Source organism: Schleiferilactobacillus shenzhenensis LY-73, from assembly GCF_000469325.1.
Taxonomy (GTDB): domain Bacteria; phylum Bacillota; class Bacilli; order Lactobacillales; family Lactobacillaceae; genus Schleiferilactobacillus; species Schleiferilactobacillus shenzhenensis.
In genome coordinates this window covers 43,211-62,264 of record NZ_KI271588.1, presented here as the reverse complement: position 1 = coordinate 62,264, position 19,054 = coordinate 43,211, and the positions used below count along the sequence as shown (strand labels likewise).

The window sequence follows — 19,054 nt, the reverse complement described above, 5'->3', positions numbered from 1 at the left end:
TCCAGCCCGTTTTGCCGGAGCTTGCGGAGCTTTGGCACGGCGCCCAGGCAAGTTTTGTCACGTGTCCAATCTCACGGCTGACGCCCGCCAGCTTCCGGGGCCAAATTGCCTACGTTCTGACCGGTAGGATTAATATCGCAGGACCCGGATCCAGAATGAGCAAACCCGTATCGTAAGATAGGAATCGTCGAGACTGGAACAGGAGAAAGATGCTGCCTGCTTTGGGTTGATTGCTCTTGGCAGTGTTTTGCAGCCAGTGGCCAGTCTCGTACATAGCACATAGCATATAGAAATTGAAAGAAGGGACCCCGATGAGTCAGACGATTTTTGATAGCGGCGCGCCGCAGGATATTATGGCTGTGTTGGCGAATAAGGATGCGCGGGTGGTGTTGCAGGAACGGTTGATGGCAGACCATCCGGACGCGACGATTTTGGCGACGAAGCTGAATATTCCGGGGCCGATCAAGAATAATGCGGCGCTGGAGCGGTTGTTTGCGGCGGGGCTGGCGCAGTTGCGGGCGCTGTTTCCAGCCGCGGCCGTGACAGTGGCGGCGACGTGGCATCAACCCACGGGGCCGGAGGCGTTTTGGGTCGTGGCGCTGCCTGCTGACCAGGTGAAACGGTTGGCGGTGCAGTTTGAAGATGCAACGGCGTTGGGCCGCTTGTTTGATGCGGATGCGCTGACGGCGGCGACTCGGGACCGGCCGCTGTCCCGGACGGCGTTGGGGTTCCCTGCGCGCCGGTGCCTGATCTGTGGGCGGCCGGCGAAGGACTGTGCCCGTTCCCGGCGGCATAGTGTCGCCGAGCTTCAAGCGGAGATCAGCCGGCGGTACTGGGCAGCATTTCCGGCCGCCCAGGAGGACGTTCATGCCCAGGCGTGATTGGGCCGTTTTAGCGGAACGGGCGCTGCTCTACGAAGTCTTAGTGAATCCTAAGCCGGGACTGGTGGACCCGGTCAGTGCCGGGGCGCACCGGGATATGGATGTGTTTACCTTTGTGGACAGTGCGACGGCGCTGCGGCCGTATTTTGCGGCAGCCGCAACCCTTGGCCGCACCGACACTGCTGAGAATTTGCCGACCTTGTTTGCGGCCTTGCGCCCTCTCGGGGTAACGGCGGAACAGACCATGTTCGCCGCCACCAAGGGTGTGAATACCCACAAGGGGGCTGTGTTTTCGCTGGGCGTCCTGGTCGCCGCGGCCAGCTGGACGGATACCCATCGCCCAGAGCCGCTCACGGTCGCGTCAATCATCGCCACGGTACGGGGTATGCTGAAGGGGTTGACGGCGGCGGACTTTGCTGGTGTGGCCAGCAAGGACCCGGCGGCTCTGACGGCGGGTGAGCGGGAGTACCTGCATTATGGCTTCACCGGAATTCGCGGCGAGGCCGAAGCCGGTTTCCCGGCGGTGACCGACTGGGCCTTGCCGTTCTTGCGGGACCAGGCCCAGGGGGACCGCAACGCCCGCCTGCTGGACACGTTCATGGTGATCGTGGCCCACACCCGCGACAGCAATGTCATCAAGCGGGCGGGGACTGCGGCCATCGTGCCCTGGGTCCACGCCCAGGCCGCCGCGTATTTCCGCCTCGGCGGCGCGCAGACGGCAGCGGGCCGGCAGTTTCTCACCGACCTGGACGCCCAGTTCATCGCTCGCCACCTCAGCCTCGGCGGCAGTGCCGACCTGCTGATCCTCACGATTTTTTTGGTACTGGTCTTCGACTGGTTGCCGTTCGCACAAACTGATTAAATCAGAAAGGCCGTCCAGACACGCCGTGATGCGCGTTCGGACGGCCTTTTGGGTCCCTTTCTCACTTAAACATACTTCTTGTGCTTGGTCGGCAGGGCGAGGATGATGATCTCCACGATGAAGAGAATGAAGTAGACGATCCAGGCAAAGGCCAGCTTCTCGTTGAGGGCGACCACCAGGGCAACGACGCTCTGCATGGCCCAGAGGGCACCGTACCACCAGGGGCTGACGCCGGCATCGCGGAAGCGGCGAACGGTGATGGTCAGCTGGGGCAGGTTGAGGATACTGGTGGCGCTCAGGAGGATACCGTAGAAGCGCAGCACCCGGAACAGGAGGTTAGAGGCCATCCCGGCGGAACTGCTGCCGCTGGCTGAACTGGAGCCGCTGATAAAGGAAAAGAGCAGCGTCGGGGCCAGCGCCAGGGTGGTGGCGATGCCCAGGATGATGCTCAGGAGCACGATCGACCAGTATTGGGAGCGGCTGGAGCGGCCGCTGAAGACGCCGCCGCGGCGGAAGAAATCCACGAAGGCGCCGCGGATGCCCACGTGCTGGCTGTCTTCATTGGGCCGGGTCGCCCACAAGGGAACGGGGTGCCGGGTCGGCAGAAGCGTAATGACCAGGTCGGCGAGAAGCAGAAGGCCGCTGAGCAACTGTGCCAAGCCCTGGCTCGGGGCGATGAACATGATCACCGCAGGCGCCAGCCGTGTGACCAGCAGGGCCCAAGGACTCACACCGGCGTCCCGGTAGCGGCGGATGGTCACCGTCAGCTGGGGCAAACCTTGGTAGAGATACCAGGTGAAGAGCACGACAAGAATAACGCCGACGGTGCCGCCGAAGAGGGCCAGCGGCATGCCGGGGCGAATCTCGTTCTTGACGCCCACGGCCAGGATCGTGGCGACCATGATGCCGATGCCGGCAACCAGTGCGAGTACATTCATTAAGACGATCCACCAATATTGCCCGCGCCGGCTGCTGCCGCGGAAGTCGCCGGCCCGGAACCAATAATCTTTGAAGGCGGCAACGAAGCCGCGCTGCGTGTTCACGGGGAACACCTCCCTTTTCTTTCTACCTAGTATTGTGACGGCCGGGGCGGGCCGGTGCAATACAGAAGGCCCATGTCTTACGACAATGTAAGGCCGTTGGGCCGGTGCGTCATAGGCGCCCCAAAACGCTACAATAGAGGTATGGGAGGGCGATATTCAATGTCAGAAATTAGCGAGGCGCAACGGCTCCAGATCTTGCACAATCTGGTGGCCATTCCGTCGGTGAACGATCACGAGGTTCAGGTGGCCCAGTATCTGAAGAAGCTGCTGGCGGATCACGGCATCACCAGCAAGATCCTGCCGGTCAGCGGTGACCGGGCGAATCTGGTGGCAGAAATCGGCAGCGGCCAGCCAGTCCTGGCGGTGTCGGGCCACATGGATGTGGTCGACCCGGGCGACAAGCGCCAGTGGGACAGCGACCCGTTCGCCTTGACCGAGCGCCAGGGCAAATTGTTCGGCCGCGGGGCCACCGATATGAAGAGCGGCTTGGCGGCGCTGGTCATCGCCATGATTGAACTGCACGCCCAGGGCCAGCCCCAGCACGGAACGATTCGGCTGTTGGCGACTATGGGGGAAGAAATCGGCGAACTGGGCTCCAAGCAATTGTTAGATGATGGGTACATGAAGGACGCGGCTGCGTTGCTCATTGGCGAACCCACCGGCTGGTACGTGGCCCACGCCCATAAAGGGTCGATGGACATCCGCTTCACGTCCCACGGCCGGGCAGCCCACAGCTCCATGCCGGAAGACGGCTTCAACGCCATCGATCCGCTGCTCCAGCTGCTCCAGGACGGCAACCACCTCTTCCGGGAGATGAACACGAAGACCAATGAACTGCTCGGGCCCTTGACCTTCAATACGACGATCATCAGCGGCGGGCACCAGGTCAACTCGATTCCAGACCTGGCCACCGCGGAAGTCAACGTGCGCACGATTCCAGAACAGAATAACGACCGCGTGGAGAAAGAACTCAAGCGGCTGGTGGCCATTCAGAAAGAAAGCGGCGCCCAGATCGACATGGACGTGTATATGTCCCAGCCGTCCCGAGCAGTCAAAGGAGATTCGCGGCTGGCTGATCTGGCCGCGAAGCTGGGTCAGCAAGCCAGCGGCAAAGAATTAAAGCGCGGCGGCATCCCGCCAGTGACCGATGCCTCGAATCTGTTGGCCGGGAAAGGCCCGGGTTTTCCATTCATCGTCTTTGGCCCGGGTAACGCCACGGCGCATCAGGTGAACGAGTTTGTCCCCAAGGACATGTACCTGCAATTTTGCGACTTGTATCCGCAACTGTTCACGGCGTTCTTGTCACCCGAAAAATGAGAAAAAGCAAGAATCTGAGTACCCGGCCATTTTTGGTCGGGTATTTTTTTGCTTGAAAACAAAATGAAAACGTTTACCCACGTGAAAAGTGGGATAATGGGCAAATCGTCAGCGAAATTGACCGAAAAGCCTATTGACATCTCCGCCAAAAGCCGTATACTTTGACTTAATTCTTAAGAAAGCTCTCACGGAGCTAAAAGGTTGTCTGCGCAGACAAGCTAGAAATCATGTCGGAGGTTGACGTGTATGAGGAAGTTCAAGAAAGGGCTCATCATTGCTGCACTTGCCGCAGTAACGTTGTTAGCAGCCTGCAATAAGTCGTCTAATGCGAGCAGCAGTAGCAATAGCGGCGCGAGTACAAGCGTAACTACTTACAATAACGTCTATGGCACTGATCCAACTACACTGGATTACACGGTATCTTCACGGGCCACAAACAGCAGTATTTATGCTAACTTTGTTGATGGCTTGCTCGAAAACAACAAATATGGCGAGCTGATTCCTGCCTTGGCTAAGTCCTGGTCGGTGAGCAAAGATGGATTGACCTACACTTACAAGCTGCGTAAAGGTGTTAGCTGGGTTGACAGTGAGGGAAACAAAGTTGCAACAGTAAAAGCACAAGACTTTGTAACTGGGTTAAAGCACGCTGTGGCTGCTAAGTCGGAGACACTTTATGTAGTTCAGAACTCAATCAAGGGCTTGAACGACTATGTTACTGGTAAACAAAAGGACTTCTCCAAAGTTGGTGTCAAGGCGGTTGACGATTACACGGTGCAATATACGTTGAATCAGCCGGAATCGTATTGGAACTCTAAGACGACTTATGGTGTTTTGTTCCCGGTAAATGCCAAGTTCCTCAGCAGTGAGGGCAAAGACTTTGGTTCAATGAAGGCAAGCAGTATCCTGTACAATGGTGGTTATACATTGGCCAACTTTACTGCCAAGTCCGTTATCGAGCTAAAGGCTAACCCCAGTTATTGGGACAAAAAGAACGTCAATATTAAGACAGTGAAGCTCACTTATAACGATGGCTCTAATCCCGATGGGTTATACAAGTCCTTTATGAAGGGCGAAATTGATTCGTCTCGAGTTTATCCAAATCTGCCGGGCTATAAGCAAGTATTAAAGCAAAGCAAAAACAACATTGTCTGGTCTGATCAAGACGCAGCAGTATACAATTTGACTTTCAACTTATCCCGACAGACGTATAACTTAACGGATAAGAAAACCACGAAAGCCAAAGATGATACTAAGAAGGCCATTTTGAACAAAGACTTCCGTCAGGCTATCTCCTTCGGTTTCGACAAGGCTGCATATAATGCCCAGTCCGTTGGTGAGGCTGGGTCCAAGAAGTCTCTGCGGAATGAAATGACACCGCCCGATTTCGTGACGATTAACGGTCAGAAGTATGGAACTGTTTTACAGAAAGATCTACAGTCGCTGGATCCGTCCACTTACAAAGATATTGATCTGGCAGATGGTCATGATGCCACATATAACCCTACGAAGGCTAAAGAATTAATTGCATCAGCCAAGAAGGCATTGACTGCCGAAGGCGTTTCTTTCCCGATTCACTTAGACATTCCAGTGGAAGAAAAAGCCCAAAATTCAGTTAACGCTGTGAAGTCTTTGAAGAGCTCCATCGAACAGAGCTTGGGTAAAGACAACGTTCAAATTGACATTCAATACGCTTCTGAAGACAAGTATCTGGCTGCCACTTACCAAGCAACAACTGGTAAAGCAAGCGACTTCGATATCAGTAACGCTTCGGGCTGGTCTCCAGATTATGACGATCCGTCCACTTATCTGGATATCTATGATCCATCTACTGGGTCTATGTTGAACACAATTGGTTTGGAAGCATCTGCAACCGTTCAGGGCAAGGACGAAACCGCTGATGCTAAAAAAGCAGTTGGGATGGACAAATATGCAGCACTGGTCAAAGCGGCAGAAGTAATTACAAATGATACGAATGCACGTTATGCCGCCTTTGCCAAGGCTGAAGCTTACCTGTTAGACATGGGCATTCAAATTCCAATTTATTCCGGTGGTGGCGCACCCGGTGTTACCAAGGTCGTTCCCTATACTGCACCGTTCTCTTGGTCCGGTTTAGGAGGCAACAAGTACAAGTTTACTAAGCTTCAGAAAGAACCAGTCACAGCAGCTCAGAAAGCGAAGGCAAAGGCAGCATGGAGTGCAAAGCGTGCTGAAATTGCTAAAAAGGCAGCCACTAACGACTAGGCTCTGATTCAGAGGTAACACTTTAACGACCTCACGGTTTGGGGAAAGAGCTAGCCCAAGTTGGCATGGCCCTTTCCCCATTCTTTTTCATCACTAGAAAGGATTACCAGAATGAAAAAGTATATTTTCTTCCGTATCTTGCGGTCGATCGTGAGCATCTTCTTGGTAACCACGTTGACGTATATCATCATCTATACGATGGTGCCCCGCCGAGATGTATTCAAGCAGGATCCGAACATTCAAAAAATGGCTTCTAACCCAGACAATTTACTTGACTATGAGCAGACTGCATACGACAAAATGAACTATATTGACTATGTGGACACTAAGGGGCTCATTAGTAAAGTGGAAAATGCACATCCTGATGTGACAGCAACCGCCAAACATACCGCAACCAATGCCAAGTTGTTTCAAGACTGGGCTAAGCAAAATGGTTACGCACTGCATCGCTATCAAGTCAGCAAAAACTACTACGCAGTGCGAGAACTGCCGATTTGGGAAAGAGTCAGCCGCTTCTATGGAAGCCTAATTCAGATTGACAGTCCTTGGAAGATCCATGATTCCAAGAATCCCAATTTAGCACGATACCTTAAGATTGAAAATGACAAGACCGTGGGTTGGGCCCTTGTTGGTTCAGGGACGAAGTATCGTTACCAGATCTACTTCAACGGGAGCTTCCCGTATATCCACCAGAATATCCTTAAGTTTGACTTAGGTACATCCTATCCCACCTTTGCTGGTAACAGCGTTACCCAAGTAATTGGAGGCAGGCAGGGACAGACGGTTTCTACCAAGTACAAATTTCCCAATGGCCAAGTTATGAACACGGCTGACAATGTCTACACACGCCAGTACCAATCTCGAGCACACCGTGACGAGATGGCATATGACCGATATAAGGACGACTACACTAACACAGACCAAGTCAACCAAGACCCATCCATGATTGGTACGTCGTTCAGAGCAGGAATTGTTGCTTTGATTGTCTCCTATGTAATCGCCATTCCAATTGCATTAGGGATGGCACGAATGAAGGGGAAATGGTTTGACCGGTTCTTCACGGCTGTCGTGACGATCTTTATCTCCATTCCTGGGCTCGCCTTTATTTATGCGTTTCGGTACCTAGGATCACAATTCTTCGGTCTACCGGATTCATTCCCCACCAAAGGGGCCAGCGCCATCAGCTCATGGGTTTTACCGACGATTATACTTGGTATGATGGGGATTTGGGGTATTGTAATTTGGTTCCGCCGATATATGATCGACCAGCAGCAATCTGATTATGTGAAGTTTGCCAAGGCGAAGGGGCTAACGGACCGCGAAATTTATCGCCGACACATTTTCAAAAATGCTTCGATTCCAATTGTTCAAGGAATTCCTGGATCAATCATTGGTTTAATTGGCGGTGCGATGATGACAGAAACCATCTTTGCGATGCCAGGCATGGGGAAAATGCTGCCTAATGCGATTACTGATCACAACAACACGGTCGTCATTGGCCTGGTGTTTATCTTTGCGATTATTTCCATCATGTCGACATTACTCGGTGACATACTGATGTCCATCGTCGATCCGCGTATTAAATTGTCCACGTCAGGAAGTGAAGAATAATGGCAGATGCAATTGATAATGAACGGAGCATTCAAGCATTGACAGAAGACAAACTCGGAAACTCTGATTTGATTACGGACGATGACTTTGTCCAAGTTCCTTTAGACACGCTTGCGTCCGAAAAAATCGATACGCCTAAGTATTCCTATTGGGGTTCTGTTGCTAAAGCGTTCTTTTCCAATAAGGTAACAGTACTGATGCTTGTCCTGGTCGTATTCATTCTGGGAATGTCGTTTATCCAGCCGTTATTCAGCGGATATAGTTTAAAGGATGTCAGCAAAATCAACGACTTAGGTGCTCGGTACAATTGGCCGAGTAGCAAGTATTGGTTTGGTACTGACCAAAATGGGCAATCTCTGTTTGATGCCATTTGGGCGGGTGCCCGTACCTCCATCTCTATTGGGGTTATTGGGACATTAATCACGACAACGATTGGTGTCATCGTCGGGGGTATCTGGGGTGTGTCCAAGCGCCTTGATAAAGTGATGTTGGAAGTTTACAACGTCATTAGCAATGTCCCTAGTTTGTTGATTATCATTGTGTTGTCTTACACTTTGGGCAGCGGCTTCTGGAATCTCATCTTTGCGATGACCTGCACAAGTTGGTTAGGAACTGCCTACAGTATTCGGGTATACGTTATGATGTACCGTGACCGGGAGTACAATATTGCATCAAAGACGTTGGGTACACCTACTTTCCGTGTCGTGACACGAAACATCTTGCCATATCTGACATCAGTTATTGTGACAAGCGCATCCCTGTCCCTCTCGGGATTCATTGATTACGAAGTGTTCTTGTCATATGTTGGCGTCGGCTTGAGCCAGAACGTGCCATCTTTAGGCCGGCTCATTTCCACGTATTCACCTTACATGACAAGCTATCCCTACCTGTTCTGGCTTCCTGTATTAACGTTGGCATTACTGACAATTTCCCTGTACGTCGTTGGGCAAAACCTAGCAGATGCTTCTGATCCGCGGACACATATGTAATGGAAGAAAGGAGAAAAACTGATGAGTGAAGAAAGCACAAACAAAACGATTCTTAAGGTCGATGACCTTTCCGTCAACTTCCAAGTCCGCGGCAAAACCTTAAAGGCGATCCATCACGTTTCTCTGGACCTTCACGATGGGGAAACGTTAGCCATTGTGGGAGAATCTGGTTCTGGCAAGTCAGTTTTAACTAAAACGTTTACTGGAATGTTGGAACAGAATGGTAAAGTTGTTGGCGGTACGATTGATTACAACGGCACCCGTTTGACCGACATCAAAACCGATAAGGAGTGGGTCAAATATCGCGGCAAGGAATTGGCAACTATCTTTCAGGACCCAATGACATCTCTGGATCCTATCCACACGATTGGCTCACAAATTAGTGAGGTCATTGTCAAGCATCAAGGCAAATCAAAGGCTGAAGCCAAGAAAATGGCCATTCAGTTGATGACTCGCACTGGTATCACAGATGCCGCTCGACGGTATTCAGATTACCCTTTCCAATATTCTGGGGGAATGCGCCAGCGGATTGTCATTGCTATTGCACTGGCGTGCCATCCCAAAATTTTAATTTGTGATGAGCCAACGACGGCTTTGGATGTGACGACACAGGCACAAATTCTGGATCTAATCCGAGAATTGAAGAATGAGTACAAGTTCAGCATGATTTTCATCACGCATGATCTGGGCGTCGTCGCATCAATTGCAGACCGAATTGCGGTAATGTACTCTGGTCGTATCATTGAAATTGGGACCTGTGATGAAATCTTTTACGATCCACGGCACCCGTACACGTGGAGTTTGTTGTCGTCGTTGCCACAGCTTGCGACGAAAGGTGACAATCTGTACTCGATCCCAGGGACACCACCGTCTCTTTATGCCGATATCAAAGGTGACGCTTTTGCCCCACGGAATCCATTTGCACTGAAGGCCGACTTTAAAGCTGAGCCGCCTATGTTTAAGATATCTGATACACACTACGCCCAAACCTGGCTGCTGGATCCACGCGCGCCAAAGATTGAAAAGCCAAAAATTATCCAGAATTTGCATGAACGGATGGAAAAGCAAATGGAATCAGACTTCATGAAACGGGCAGAGACGGAGGATATCGCTGATGCAAACTAACCCAGAAATTGTTCTGTCATTGCGGGACGTCGCCGTCACATACGGCGAAGGTAAAAATGCCCTTACTGCCGTTCAACATGTGAATTTTGACATCCACAAGGGAGAAACATTTTCTCTTGTTGGCGAATCGGGGTCGGGTAAATCTACGATTGCCAAGGCAGTTTTGGGAATTCATGATACCAGTTCCGGTGTCGTGAATTTTGAAGGCGCTCAAATCAATGGCAAATTACCCGCTAAGCAACGGCATGCACTTGACCGCAAGATTCAAATGATCTTCCAAGACCCGGCTGCTTCCTTGAACGAACGGGCCACCGTCGACTACATCATTTCCGAAGGCTTGTACAATTACCATCTGTACGACTCTGAAGAGGACCGCGAGAAGAAAGTCCGCCAAATGATGGCGGAAGTCGGCTTGCTGCCGGAACAGCTGTACCGCTACCCCCACGAATTCTCCGGCGGTCAGCGGCAGCGGATCGGGATTGCCCGGGCGCTCATCATGCAGCCGGACCTGGTAGTCTGCGACGAGCCGATTTCTGCCCTGGACATGTCCATTCGCGCCCAGGTCTTGAACCTGCTGAAGAAGTTCCAAGAAGAGGAAGGGTTGACTTACCTGTTCATTGCCCACGATCTGTCGGTGGTGCGTTACATTTCTGACCGGATCGCCGTGATTCGTCACGGTCGTATCGTCGAAGTGGCGGAGACGGAAGAATTGTTCACCCACCCGATCCACCCATACACCCAAGCCTTGCTGTCGGCCGTGCCTGTCCCCGACCCGCAACTGGCCCAGCACAAGCAGCTGATCGTGTACGATCCCAGCATGCACCACTACGAGACGGATAAGCCGTCTCTGGTGGAGATTCTGCCCGGCCACTTCGTTTGGTGCAACAAGGCAGAAGAGGCCAAGTACCGCGGCGAACTCGCGGGCTTAGCCGGATAAGCGCCCAGCCAACCTCTGACGCGTACCCAATACCAGCGTATCATTAGTAGAAAGCACACCGCGTCCCCGCAGCAAAGGGGGAGGCGGTGTGCTTTTTGCGTCTCTGGATTGCGCCGGGTCAGAGGCATCACCCGGGTGGGACCCGCGACCCGTTTCAGAAAACTGCTATATTAATTTGTCTGCTGAGCCTCGGGTGCCGCCGCACCCGGCATTTGTGTCCATTCCCAACATGTGTCGTGCAGCCAGCGGGTCCTGGCAATCGCCCCGGGGAACCCCACGCTAACAGCGATTCTTCGTAATCCAGCTGAAACCATACCATCAAGCCACCTTTCATTTGTGCATAAACTCCTAAGATTTGTACCTTCACGCGTTTCTGCAAGCGCTTTAGAATAATGGTTGTGAAGTGGAAAACACAATCTATTGAGGGGAGGTGCGACAATGGCCGGACAACTCACACCGATGACGTCGGCCCCGGTCCATCCGCAAGCGAAGCACCACAAGAATACGCTTTGGTGGCGGCTGTTCAAGAACCGGACCTACTTCCTGTTCTGTCTGCCGGGGGTCGTGTTCATGATCTTGTTCTTCTACATCCCCGTCTTAGCCAACGTGGTGGCGTTCAAGGATTTCTCCTATTCCGAGGGCGGCTTCATCGCCGGTCTGCTCCAAAGTCCGTGGGTCGGCTTCAACAACTTCAAGTTCTTCTTTGAATCCGCGGACTTCTGGATCGTGACCCGCAACACCATCGGGTACAACATGGTCTTCCTGCTGCTCAACTTCTTCTTCGCCATTTTCTTCGCGATCATCATGAGTCAGCTGCGCAACCGGCGGCTGCTGCGGGGGTACCAGACCTTGATGCTGTTCCCGTACTTCTTGTCCTGGGCAGTGCTGCAATACTTCGTCTATGCGTTCCTGAACCCGGATAAGGGGATCGTCAACCAGATGATCCACGCCTTGGCCGGCGGCAAGGGCATCGATTTCTACAATAATCCTGCGCCGTGGCCGTTCATCATCCTGTTCCTGGGGGTCTGGAAGGGTATCGGCTACAACAGTATTCTGTACTTCGCCACGGCGATGGGGATCGACCCCACGCTGTACGAGGCGTCGATGATCGACGGGGCCAGCAAGTGGCAGCAGATCAAGAATGTCACGATTCCGCATATCGTGCCGGTGGCGACCTTGATGCTCATTCTGAACATCGGCGGGATCTTCCGCAGCGATATTGGGCTGTTCTACGTCGTACCGCGCATGTCGGGGCCGTTAATCAACGTGACCCAGACGTTCGATACGTACATCTACCGCGCATTGACGACGACCAACGACATTGGCATGTCCACGGCCGCCGGGCTGGTTCAGTCGGTGGTCGGGGCGGCCTTGATCCTGACCTGTAACGCCATCGTCCGCAAGGTGGAACCGAAGTCGGCACTATTTTAAGGGGAGGCGAGTTTCGTGGCTAAGCGGCAGAAGAAGCAGTTGTCATCGGTCGAAATTCGCAGTTTCGGCCCCGGTGCCAACCTGTTCTTCAACATTTTTCTGGCAATCTTCGCAGTTTCCTGTATCTTTCCGTTCCTGTTCATCATCGTCATTTCCTTCACCCGGGAGAGTGACTTGGTTCAGTACGGGTACCAGTTGTGGCCTAAGCATTGGTCCTTCGGCGCGTACCAGTACCTGCAATCGTTCAGCGGCCAATTTCTCCAATCCCTGGGCGTCACGATCTTCATCACCGTGGTGGGGACATGCTTGAACACCCTGTTCAGCGCCACGTACGGTTACGCGATCTCCCGCAAGGACTTCACGTACCGGCGGTTCTTCACGGTGTTCGCCCTGATCTCACTGCTGTTCACCCCCGGCATGGTGCCGACGTACTTGGTCGTCACCCGGATGCTGCACCTGTCTGATAACATCTGGGCGCTGATCCTGCCCGGCGCCTTCGGGGTCTATAACGTGCTCATCATGCGCACGTTCTACCTCACCCAGGTGCCCGATTCCATCGTGGAGTCGGCGCGCATTGACGGGGCCAGCGAGCTCTTGATCTTCCGCAAGATTGTTATCCCTTTGGCCATTCCGGGAATCGCCACCATCAGCTTGTTCAGCGCCCTGGGCTTCTGGAACGACTGGTTCAACGGGATGCTCTATATCACCAGCGATTCCAAGGTGCCGTTACAGTACCTGCTGGTGCGCATCCAGAGCAACATCGACATCTTGGCCAAGTCGGCGCAGCAGAGTTCCACCATTGGCGCTGCGGTGGCGGCCATCCCCAGCGAGGGGACGCGGATGGCCATGGTCGTTCTATCGACCCTGCCCATCGCCTTGACCTATCCGTTCTTCCAGAAGTACTTCGTCCGCGGCATGACCATCGGCGGGGTGAAGGAATAAGGTTGGCAACGCAATTGATTGAGACAGACCACAATTGAGGAGGCATTTTTATCATGAAGAAATGGACCAAACTACTGGTCGGCATGTCCGCCATCTTGGGTACCCTGCTGTTGGCGGCAGGCTGTTCCGGCGGCAACAGCAGCTCCGGCAGCAACAAGGTCACCGTCAGCATGTATCAGCCTGGCGACAAACCGAAAAACTACAATGAAATGATCAAGGCGGCCAACGCCCGCATCCACAAGACGCTGCCCAACGTGGACTTGGACCTCAAGTTCATCGGCTGGGGCGACTGGGGCAAGAAGTACAACGTCATGGTCACCTCCGGCGATCCGTATGACATTTCCTTCGCCAGTGACTACGTCAGCAACGCCCAGAAGGGGGCCTATGCGGACCTCACCGACCTGATGCAGAAGTACGCCAAGAAGGCTTACGACATGATCGACCCTGCCTACATCAAGGGGAATACGGTCAAGGGCAAGCTGTACGCCTTCCCGGTGAACGCCAACGTCTATGCGGCCAACGTTCTGACCTTCAACATGGACTTGGTGAACAAGTACAACTTGGACATCAGCAAGGTCAAGAGCTACGCCGACTTGACCCCGATCTTTGAGAAATTCCACAAGGAAGCCCCGAACATCGCGGCCTTCGCCATCGGCCAGAACTACAAGGCGTCGATGAAGGCCGTGGAGTATCCGGCGACCAATTCCCTGCCTTTCGCCGTTTATGAAGACGGCAAGGACAGCAAGATCTTCAACCGCTACGATTCACCGGAAATGCAGAAGACCCTGACCATGTTCCACGACTGGTACCAAAAGGGGTACATTCCTCGAGACGCGGCCACTTCCACGACCGGCTATAACTTCCAGGAAAACACCTGGCTGGTCCAAGAGCAGACCCAAGGCCCGTTCGATTACGGTGATACGATCCTGAAGAACGCTGCTGGCGGTAAGGACTTGAAGTCCATGCCGTTGACCGACCCGTACAAGAGCGAAGCCCAGGCCCAGATGGCGAACTACACCATTTCTAAGACCTCCAAGCACAAGAAGGAAGCCATGCAGGTGCTGAACTTGCTGAACAGCGACCCGGTGCTGCTGAATAACTTCGTCTGGGGCGTCAAGGGCACCCAGTGGAACTTCACTGACGAGAAGGCCGGCAAGATCAAGGTCACCAAGAAGTACGCCCCTGGCTACTACCTGGGCGCTTGGATCATGGGCAACAACCGCATCCTCTACACTCAGGACACGGTCACGGACGCGATGATCAAGACCCGTGACGACGGCATCAAGAACACGCCGCAATCCGCGATGCTGGGCTTCAACCCCGACATCTCCAGTATTAAGACAGAAATGTCCAACATTACCAACGTCATGAGCAAGTACAACGACACGTTGAACACTGGCACGGCTGATCCGCTCCCGACCATCAAGAAGATGGATGCCGAGCTGAAGACGGCCGGTTACGACAAAGTCCTGAAGGAATTGCAGAAGCAGTACGACGCCTTCCTGAAGGGATAAGCTGACTGCGCTGCCCCTGCGGCACCAGGTATGCCTAGAGCGGGTCCCGCCTGTCGGGAAGCGGTCTAGGCATATTTCTTTGCCCCGACGGCGCAACCGCTTACGATAATAAGGAGAGAAAAGGGGAGAACGCCATGATCAGTGAAACGGTCCAAAACGTTTTTGTCCGCATTTATTGTCTGCTGCTGCTGAACTTTTACTTCCTGGCCTTTTCCGTCCTGGGCCTGGGCCTATTCGGGGTCGGCCCGGCCGCTCGGATGGTGGTGGAGCTGTACCTGGACGCCAATTGGGATTATCAAGAATTGCATTTCAAGAGTGCCTGGGCGTATTTCAAGCAGTATTTCTGGCTGGGCAACGCCGAAGCCTGGGGCGTGTTGGGGATTCTCCTGGTCTTCGCCTACAATCTGTGGCTGTCCACGCAGCTGACCGGACTGTGGGTGCTCCTCATCCAGTTCATCCTGCTCTTCGCCATGGTCATGACCGCGGTCATCGCCCTCTACTGGCTGGCGACCCAGAGCCAGTACGACGTCGGTTGGCGGGACGCCTTGACCCTGAGCATCGCCCAGTTTTTCCAGAACTTTCCCACCACGTTGCTGACGATTGGCGGACTGGTCGTCATTCTGGCGGTCACCCGCTTCTTCCCGGGACTGCTTGCCTTTCTCACTTTCGCCGTGCTCTTACTATGGCCGGTGTGGCGGTCGCAGCGCTGGTTCGCCCACGTGGATGACCTGCTCGCGGGGAAGAAATGAACCGCTTCAGCCGCCGCAATACCAGTCTGCGTTCGCTCATCCGCACGTTCTCCTGGCTGACCACGGCGGTGGTCGTCTTCGTGGTGGGTATCGCCAGCGTCGTGCGGGTGCAAAACGCGCTGAGCAGCAGCCAGCAGGCGCGCACCATCGCCGTCAGTGAGATGGGCAACCAACTGGCCCAGCACCAGCAGGACACCGACCAGTTTGCCGCGCAGATCAACGACCGGGCGAGCAATCTTGCGAATCTGATGCAGTACTTCAGTCAGTCGCCGGCGAACTACGCTGAGTACGCCATCGACGACAGCCTCCGGGGCAATCAATATTGGTACTGGCCCCGGGAGGCGCAGAATATGATGATTCAAAAGGACCAGATCACCCGGATCGTCCTGACCATGGCCGCCAGTAAGAAAGTGTTCGTTGCCACCCGGGACGATAAGATGGGCCGGCTGTATACCAAGTACACCCTGGCGAACGCCTTGGTGGCGACCAGCCCGCTGACCAATCCGTATACCTCGATTGGTGTGGGCACCCTGCGCATGACCTATGATCCCAGCATCGTGACCGCGCAGCTGCGCCGGCTCCACGACACCGCCGCGATGCAGCTGCTGGTCTTCGATAACGATGGCAAACAGCTGTGGCATTACCAAGGCGCGGGGGTGGGCAGCGCGAGTCAGCAGGCGGTGCAAAAGACGGTAGCCGCCACCAGCAGTGACGACTTGGCCCGAACGCTGAAGCCCCGGTACTTCGTGCAGGTGGGTAACGTGAGCACCGGCGGTTACCGGGTCTTTGCCGTGGTGGCCCGGGCCGCCGTTTATGCCCAAATTGGGCAGAATATTGCCCTGTACGCCCTGCTGGGCGGCCTCGTGCTGGCCATTTTGCTGACGCTGCTGCGGCTCATCTTCCGCCGCTACCAGCATGCCCTGACCGTCATGGTCGGCGAGATGCAGGTGGTTGGCGCCGGCCACTTGCAGGAGCGGGTGACGATTCCCGCCCGTAACGAAGACTTGCAGATTCTGGCGAAGGGCACAAACAAGATGCTGGACGATATCAACGGCTACATTTACGAGATCTACCAGCTGAAGATCGACCAGCAGGACGCCCACATGAAGGCTTTGCAGGCCCAGATCAACCCCCATTTTCTTTACAACACCTTGGAATATATCCGGATGGCTGCGCTGGACGCCGACCAGCCGGAATTGGCCGAGGTGGTCTTCAGCTTTGCCAGCCTGATGCGCAACAACACCGACCAATCGCCGGTGACCACGCTGGGCGATGAGCTGGGCTTCATCGAGAAATACGTTTACCTTTACCAGATGCGCTACCCGGACCGGTTGGCCTACCAGATTCAGCTGGCTCCCGCCCTGGCCGAGTTGCGAATTCCCAAGTTTACACTGCAGCCAATCGTGGAGAATTACTTCGCCCACGGGGTCGATTTCCACCGGCGGGACAATGTGATTGAGGTCAAGGCCCATCCCGTCGGTGACCAGCAGGTGATCATCCAAGTGCTGAACAACGGCCGCAGCCTCGGCCCGGAACGCGTCACTCAGGTGAACGCCACGATCACCGCCCAGCCGCTGGAGCAGCCCCAGTCTATCGGTCTGCAGAACGTCTTCGCCCGTCTTCGGCACTTCTTTGGCCCCGGCGCGACCATGCGCCTGGCCAACCGGCCGGGCGGCGGGGTGATGACCACGATTTTGTTGCCAAGGCAGAAAGGAGTGGCGCAACGTGATGAATCGCGTGATCATCGTTGATGATGAATATATGATTCTGCGCGGAATGCAGAAAGTGGTGGATTGGGCTGCGGCCGGCTTCACCGTGCAGGCCACCTTCGATTCCCCTGTGGAAGCGTTAGCCTACTTGCACACGCACGCCGTGGACCTGATCATCTCGGACATGGCGATGCCGGAGATGGACGGCATCACCTTCATGCAGCAAGCCCAAGGATTGCTGCCGTGCGTGGCGTTTTTGGTTCTCTCCGGGTACGGGGATTTTGACTACGTCAAGGCCAGCTTGCAGCTGGGCGCCACGGACTACCTGCGCAAACCGGTGGATCCTAAGGAACTGCGCGCTGCTCTGGCCAAAGTGGCGGCGCAGATTCAAGCCCAGGCCGAGTCCAAGCAAATGCTGGTGCTGGCCCAACAGCACCTGCTGCAACAGCTGCTGGACGGGGAATTGGCCCACTTGACCGACCACGAGGCGGCCGTGCTGGGTCTCGATGCCGCCGCTTGGGGCAACGGCTTGACGGTCATCGGTTTCATGGCCCCGGCCGTGCCGGCTTTGGCCGACTTTCTCAATGGGCACCGCCAGCCTCTGTTTCTCTCCACCGACGACTGCTTCGTACTGTGCTGCCAAGGCAATCGCCGGGTGGTCCAGCACATCCTGCGCCACCTGCCCACCGGCGCGGACCCGGCCAGCACCGCTGTGGTCGCGGCCCCTAGCGTGCATTCGGCGGCAGCCATTCACGACGCCTTCCGCCGCGTTGTGGAGACCATCCACCGGTTGGATTTCTATCAAGAGACCACGGGTTTGACGCTGCTCGCCGAACCGGAAGCCCCCACCGCCACCGACCTGCCAGTACCGGTCATTGAAGAAATTCGGGGCAACGTACGCACGGCCCAGAAGGACGTGCTCCTGGCCCAGGTTGAAGGTATCTTCCACGTCTTGAAAGCACGCCGGGCACCGGTCAGTTACGTTCGCCAGGTGGCCCTGCTGATCGTCGTCACCGTGGCCCAGCAGTACCAGAGCGGGCTGCCCAACTACAACGGGGTGGTGGCCGCGCTGAACAGCGAGCGTACCTGGCGCAGTCTGGCCGACCGGGTAGCGGCGGTAATCAGTACGCTGGTCATCGATGAACCCGGCCAGTACGGCGAGAACGTGGCGGCCGTGCTGGATATTCTCCGCGCCCGGTACCAGGAACCCCTCCAGCTCAACGAGATCGCCGATTCCCTGCACCTCAACCGCACCTACCTGGGTCAGCTGTTCATCAAGGAGACGGGCAAGAGCTTCGCCGCCTTCCTCAACGACTGGCGCATCGAGCAGGCCAAGTACCTCCTGCGCCACTCCCAGATGGACGTGGGCAGCGTGGCGGCGAAGGTGGGCTACCAGAACACGGGCTACTTCTTCCGCCAGTTCCGCAAGCAGCTGGGCTGTTCGCCGAAGGAATACCGGGAGCAAGCCGGGCGGCAGCTGGTGTAAAGCCTGCGGCTGGACAACTGATTGGGTTATCATATATCATATGAGATGGACGCAGAGTCCCTTTGGCGCTAGACGCCGTATGGCTTGTTCTGAAAAGGGCAAGCCTTTTTTGTACAGAGGGGGCGGAGGCTGGCTGCTGTCTGGCAGTTGCCCGGAAGTATGAAAGGTGCTACCTCCGGCGAATACGTCGTGGCGCGAAGATCTCACGATCCAGCAA

General features: G+C 54.9%; 15 protein-coding genes. 14 read left to right on the top strand and 1 reads right to left on the bottom strand.

All coding sequences use genetic code 11. The annotated features are described in order from the left end of the window. The first annotated feature begins 311 nt into the window (after positions 1-311). Positions 312-881, top strand: coding sequence for a citrate lyase holo-[acyl-carrier protein] synthase (gene citX, locus L248_RS07135; protein WP_051999897.1), 570 nt, complete (start codon positions 312-314; stop codon positions 879-881). Next, positions 868-1,743, top strand: a complete 876-nt coding sequence (citG, locus tag L248_RS07130) for a triphosphoribosyl-dephospho-CoA synthase CitG (RefSeq protein ID WP_022529477.1) — start codon at positions 868-870, stop codon at positions 1,741-1,743. The genes citX and citG overlap by 14 nt, the downstream gene beginning before the upstream one ends. A 65-nt stretch (positions 1,744-1,808) precedes the next feature. Here citG and L248_RS07125 read toward each other — a convergent pair whose 3' ends face one another. Next, on the bottom strand, positions 1,809-2,786 hold the full coding sequence (locus L248_RS07125) for a DUF805 domain-containing protein (RefSeq protein ID WP_040535451.1): 978 nt from the start codon (positions 2,784-2,786) through the stop codon (positions 1,809-1,811). 159 nt (positions 2,787-2,945) lie between these two features. Between L248_RS07125 and L248_RS07120 the strand changes: the two genes are divergently transcribed. From L248_RS07120 to L248_RS07065, 12 genes are all read left to right on the top strand, one after another. Further along, positions 2,946-4,103: an ArgE/DapE family deacylase gene (locus L248_RS07120; RefSeq protein ID WP_022529475.1), complete on the top strand. Its 1,158-nt coding sequence runs from the start codon at positions 2,946-2,948 to the stop codon at positions 4,101-4,103. Between the two features lie 246 nt (positions 4,104-4,349). Next, positions 4,350-6,344, top strand: coding sequence for a peptide ABC transporter substrate-binding protein (locus L248_RS07115; protein ID WP_022529474.1), 1,995 nt, complete (start codon positions 4,350-4,352; stop codon positions 6,342-6,344). 111 nt (positions 6,345-6,455) lie between these two features. Further along, positions 6,456-7,955, top strand: a complete 1,500-nt coding sequence (locus L248_RS07110) for an ABC transporter permease (RefSeq protein WP_022529473.1) — start codon at positions 6,456-6,458, stop codon at positions 7,953-7,955. Next, positions 7,955-8,944: an oligopeptide ABC transporter permease OppC gene (gene oppC / locus L248_RS07105; RefSeq protein WP_022529472.1), complete on the top strand. Its 990-nt coding sequence runs from the start codon at positions 7,955-7,957 to the stop codon at positions 8,942-8,944. The genes L248_RS07110 and oppC overlap by 1 nt, the downstream gene beginning before the upstream one ends. 21 nt (positions 8,945-8,965) lie before the next feature. After that, the gene (locus L248_RS07100; RefSeq protein ID WP_022529471.1) at positions 8,966-10,069 is read left to right on the top strand and encodes an ABC transporter ATP-binding protein; all 1,104 of its coding nucleotides are present in this window, start codon (positions 8,966-8,968) and stop codon (positions 10,067-10,069) included. Continuing rightward, on the top strand, positions 10,059-11,006 hold the full coding sequence (locus tag L248_RS07095; protein ID WP_022529470.1) for an ATP-binding cassette domain-containing protein: 948 nt from the start codon (positions 10,059-10,061) through the stop codon (positions 11,004-11,006). The genes L248_RS07100 and L248_RS07095 overlap by 11 nt, the downstream gene beginning before the upstream one ends. Before the next feature lie 459 nt (positions 11,007-11,465). Then, positions 11,466-12,437, top strand: a complete 972-nt coding sequence (locus tag L248_RS07090) for an ABC transporter permease (RefSeq protein ID WP_051999909.1) — start codon at positions 11,466-11,468, stop codon at positions 12,435-12,437. 15 nt (positions 12,438-12,452) lie between these two features. Then, a complete protein-coding gene (locus tag L248_RS07085) occupies positions 12,453-13,379 on the top strand; it encodes a carbohydrate ABC transporter permease (protein WP_022529468.1) in 927 nt (308 codons plus the stop codon). A gap of 53 nt (positions 13,380-13,432) precedes the next feature. Next, entirely contained in the window at positions 13,433-14,893 is a 1,461-nt protein-coding gene (locus L248_RS07080) for an ABC transporter substrate-binding protein (RefSeq protein ID WP_022529467.1), read from the top strand. 134 nt (positions 14,894-15,027) lie between these two features. Beyond that, positions 15,028-15,642 (top strand): YesL family protein, encoded by a 615-nt coding sequence (locus L248_RS07075; RefSeq protein ID WP_022529466.1) that lies wholly within the window; start codon positions 15,028-15,030, stop codon positions 15,640-15,642. Beyond that, positions 15,639-17,393 carry a sensor histidine kinase gene (locus L248_RS07070; RefSeq protein ID WP_022529465.1) on the top strand — a complete coding sequence of 585 codons (1,755 nt, stop codon included), beginning with the start codon at positions 15,639-15,641 and terminating at the stop codon, positions 17,391-17,393. Before L248_RS07075 ends, L248_RS07070 begins: the two co-directional genes overlap by 4 nt. Beyond that, positions 17,371-18,837 carry a response regulator gene (locus tag L248_RS07065; protein ID WP_040535449.1) on the top strand — a complete coding sequence of 489 codons (1,467 nt, stop codon included), beginning with the start codon at positions 17,371-17,373 and terminating at the stop codon, positions 18,835-18,837. The genes L248_RS07070 and L248_RS07065 overlap by 23 nt, the downstream gene beginning before the upstream one ends. Positions 18,838-19,054: the final 217 nt, after the last annotated feature.